The organism is Hansschlegelia beijingensis, from assembly GCF_045505405.1.
GTDB lineage: Bacteria > Pseudomonadota > Alphaproteobacteria > Rhizobiales > Methylopilaceae > Methylopila > Methylopila beijingensis_A.
The window spans coordinates 1-3,098 of record NZ_JBJKEX010000356.1; the positions used below are offsets into that span (position 1 = coordinate 1).

General features: G+C 72.6%; 4 protein-coding genes. 2 read left to right on the forward strand and 2 right to left on the reverse strand.

Annotated features, from left to right (window positions below; genetic code table 11):
* Positions 1 to 364: DNA mismatch repair endonuclease MutL (mutL, locus tag ACIKT0_RS15905; protein WP_407106319.1), on the reverse strand; the 364-nt coding region annotated here is incomplete at its 3' end.
* Positions 365 to 575: 211 nt separating this feature from the next.
* Here mutL and ACIKT0_RS15910 point away from each other — a divergent pair.
* The gene (locus ACIKT0_RS15910) at positions 576 to 734 is read left to right on the forward strand and encodes a YqaE/Pmp3 family membrane protein (protein WP_407106321.1); all 159 of its coding nucleotides are present in this window, start codon (positions 576 to 578) and stop codon (positions 732 to 734) included.
* Complete coding sequence (locus ACIKT0_RS15915) at positions 731 to 1,138, forward strand: DUF4112 domain-containing protein (RefSeq protein WP_407106322.1); 408 nt, start codon at positions 731 to 733, stop codon at positions 1,136 to 1,138. The genes ACIKT0_RS15910 and ACIKT0_RS15915 overlap by 4 nt, the downstream gene beginning before the upstream one ends.
* Positions 1,139 to 2,026: 888 nt before the next feature.
* On the opposite strand, the gene ACIKT0_RS15920 is transcribed toward ACIKT0_RS15915, so the two are convergent.
* Positions 2,027 to 2,935 (reverse strand): alpha/beta fold hydrolase, encoded by a 909-nt coding sequence (locus ACIKT0_RS15920; protein ID WP_407106324.1) that lies wholly within the window; start codon positions 2,933 to 2,935, stop codon positions 2,027 to 2,029.
* Positions 2,936 to 3,098 lie beyond the last annotated feature (163 nt).

Genomic DNA, 3,098 nt, shown 5'->3' on the forward strand with positions numbered 1-3,098 from the left:
GCCAGCCATGCGGCGCGTCCGCCGTGCGGGTCTCGATCGCGAGCCGCGCCACCGCGCCGATCGACGGCAGCGCCTCGCCCCGGAACCCCATGGTGGCGACGCCGACGAGATCGGTCTCGGACGAGATCTTGGAGGTCGCGAAACGCTCGACCGCCAGCGCCAGGTCGTCGCGATCCATGCCGCAGCCGTCGTCGACGACCCGGATCAGCCGCGCGCCGCCGCCCTCGAGCACGATCTCGATCCGCCGCGCGCCGGCGTCGAGCGCGTTCTCGGCGAGCTCCTTCACCACCGAGGCCGGCCGCTCCACCACCTCGCCGGCGGCGATCCGGTTCGCGACCGTGTCGTCGAGCAGGCGGATGGGCATCGGCCGGACGGCTCCGGGAATCGGGGGATGGAAGGCGACGCTAGCACGCCCGGCGGCCGCAGGGGGCGGCGCCCGCGGCCGGCGGCTTCATTTCCCAGTGTTCCTGGCGCGGGAGCCGGCCCGCGGGCCGGCCATCACGAAGCCTCGCTCCGAGAACGATTTCGCCTGCTGGCGCGTTGCTTCCCCAAAGCACAACGCGGGGTACTGCTCGATGGACGTCGTACGCATCCTGATCGCCATCCTGATCCCGCCGCTCGGCGTGTTCCTGCAGGTCGGGCTTGGCCTTCAGTTCTGGCTGAACATCCTCCTGACGATCCTCGGCTACGTGCCGGGCATCATCCACGCGATCTGGGTGATCATGCGCAGATGACAGCCGCCCGCGCCGCCCGTCCCACCCCCGGCTTCGCCGGGCGCATGCCGCGCTCCAGCGAGGCTGAGACGCTCGACCATCTCGAGCGGCTCGCCCATCTGCTCGACACGCGGTGGCGCGTGCCGGGGCTCGGCTGGCGGTTCGGGATCGACGGCATCGCGAGCTTCGTGCCGGTCGCGGGCGACGTCGCGACCGGGCTGGTCTCGGCCTACATGATCAAGCGCGCCCACGAGCTCGGCGCCCCGAGCCACGTGCTCGCCCGCATGGTCGGAAACGTCGTGCTCGACACCGTCGTGGGCAGCGTCCCCGTGGTGGGCACGGTGTTCGACTTCGCCTTCAAGGCCAACCGCCGCAACATGAAGCTGCTGCGCAAGCATTTTGGCGGCGGGTCGGACGTCGTTTAGGCTTTTATTCCTTGACATCCAGCCTTGCCCGTGCTCCACTCCGCACGTCCTTCCCCGACAGGGAGGCGTGTCCGGACCGGCCGGCCATGCGGGGGAGGAGCGGCGCCTGCGCCTGCGAGCACCGGAGCTCGCGGTCCCGGGACGTCGGCTGCGGGCCTAGTGGGAAGCTTCGGCTGACCTTCGAGGATCATAGGCCGCCCGCCCCGCACTAGGACGGGGCCGCGCCGTCGAGCGCCTTAAGGCGCGGGATGGGTTTGGGAACGAGCCGCTTCCCCGGAGGCGGCGAGGTCCGACATCCGCAAAGGGACCGACCCCGCAAGGGAGAACGGGCCGCCCGCGACCGGAGCGCGGCTTCCGCCAGCTGATGACAAGCCGCCGCGCGTGGAGCGCCGGGCGACCGGCAAAGATTACGCGTAAAACCACGGTGGCCCGGCGCTCCGCGCCTTCCGCTGTCGCTGTTTGAACCGGATGAGGAATTTTTCGCCGCGCGACCCGGCGGATCGCGCGCGTCCTGATGCGCGGCGCTCTACGCCCGAAGACCCCACCCGACCCCTCGCTGCGCGAAGGGCCACCCTCCCCGCGGCTGCGCCGCGAGGAGGGAGAAGAGGCGGCGCGGCTCGGACGAAGGGCGCTCTTTCCCTCCCTCGCAGAGGGGAGGGTGGACGGGCGAAGCCCGGCCGGGTGGGGTGTTCTCAAGGTTGAGCGCTACGCCAGAAGGCCCCACCCGACCCTTCGCTTGCGCGAAGGGCCACCCTCCCCGCGGCTGCGCCGCGAGGAGGGAGAAGAAGAGGCGGCGCGGCTCGGACGAAGGGCGGTCTTTCCCTCCCTCGCAGAGGGGAGGGTGGACGGGCGAAGCCCGGCCGGGTGGGGTGGGTTCAGGACGACGCGTCAGCCCCGCGCGAAAAACGCCAGCAGTTCCCGGAGCGTCTCCTCGGGGGCCTCTTCGGGCAGGAAGTGGCCGCATTTGAGCGCCCTGCCCTCGACCTCGGCGCCCCAGCGCCGCCAGGTCTCGAGCGGGCCATCGGTCTCGCCCGGGAAGCCGCTCTCGCCCCACAGCGCGAGCAGCGGCGCGGCGACCCGGCGGCCGGCGATGTGGTCGACCTCGTCATGGGTGACGTCGACATGCGCGCCGGCGCGGTAGTCGCCGCAAGCGGCGGCGATGCGGGCGGGGTCGCGGAAGGCGGCGCGGTAGTGCTCGAGCGCGCCCTCGAACGGCGCGAGGCTGCGGGCCGCCGTCCAGCTCGCCAGCGTGGTGTCGAGGAAGAAGTCGGGGTCGGCGCCGATCAGCCTCTCCGGCAGCGGCGCCGGCTGCGCCAGGAAGCTCCAGTGATACGCCTTGACGGCCAGCCGGGCGTCCATCGCGGCCCACATCCGGTGGGTCGGCACGATGTCCAGCACCGCGAGCCGGGTGAGCCTGTCGGGATGGTCGAGGCCGAGCCGGTAGCCAACCCGCCCGCCCCGATCATGGCCGATGAGGCCGAAGCGCTCATGGCCGAGCGCCGTCATCAGCCCGACCATGTCCTCGGCCATCGTGCGCTTGGCGTAGTTCGCCCCGAACGGCGCGGGCGCGGGCGCCGAGGAGGCGCCATAGCCCCGCAGGTCCGGCAGCACGACCGTGAACCGTTCGGCGAGCGCGGGCGCGAGGCGGCGCCAGCAGACGTGGGTCTGCGGAAAGCCGTGCAGCAGCAGCAGCGGCGGCCCCTCCCCGCCGATTCGGGCGAAGATCTCGACCTCGCCGACCGGCGTGCGCCGGGTCGCGAAGCCGGGGAAGAGATCGGGCAGGGACTCAGACGCCATGGGGCTCACCCGAACAGATCGGCCTGGGGAGTTCCGGACGGGCGCGGCCTGCCGGCGGGCTTTCGCGCGGGGCGGTCCTCGCCGCCATCCGCCGTGGCCGCCACCTCGCCGTCCCAGAATTTGAGCGTCAGCGCCTGGCCGGGCGCGACCGAGGCGGCGCGCG

Bases quoted from the DNA above. Each gene is read 5' to 3' on its own strand.
- ACIKT0_RS15910 (WP_407106321.1), top strand. From the start codon at position 576: ATGGACGTCGTACGCATCCTGATCGCCATCCTGATCCCGCCGCTCGGC.
- ACIKT0_RS15915 (WP_407106322.1), top strand. From the start codon at position 731: ATGACAGCCGCCCGCGCCGCCCGTCCCACCCCCGGCTTCGCCGGGCGC.
- ACIKT0_RS15920 (WP_407106324.1), bottom strand. From the start codon at position 2,935: ATGGCGTCTGAGTCCCTGCCCGATCTCTTCCCCGGCTTCGCGACCCGG.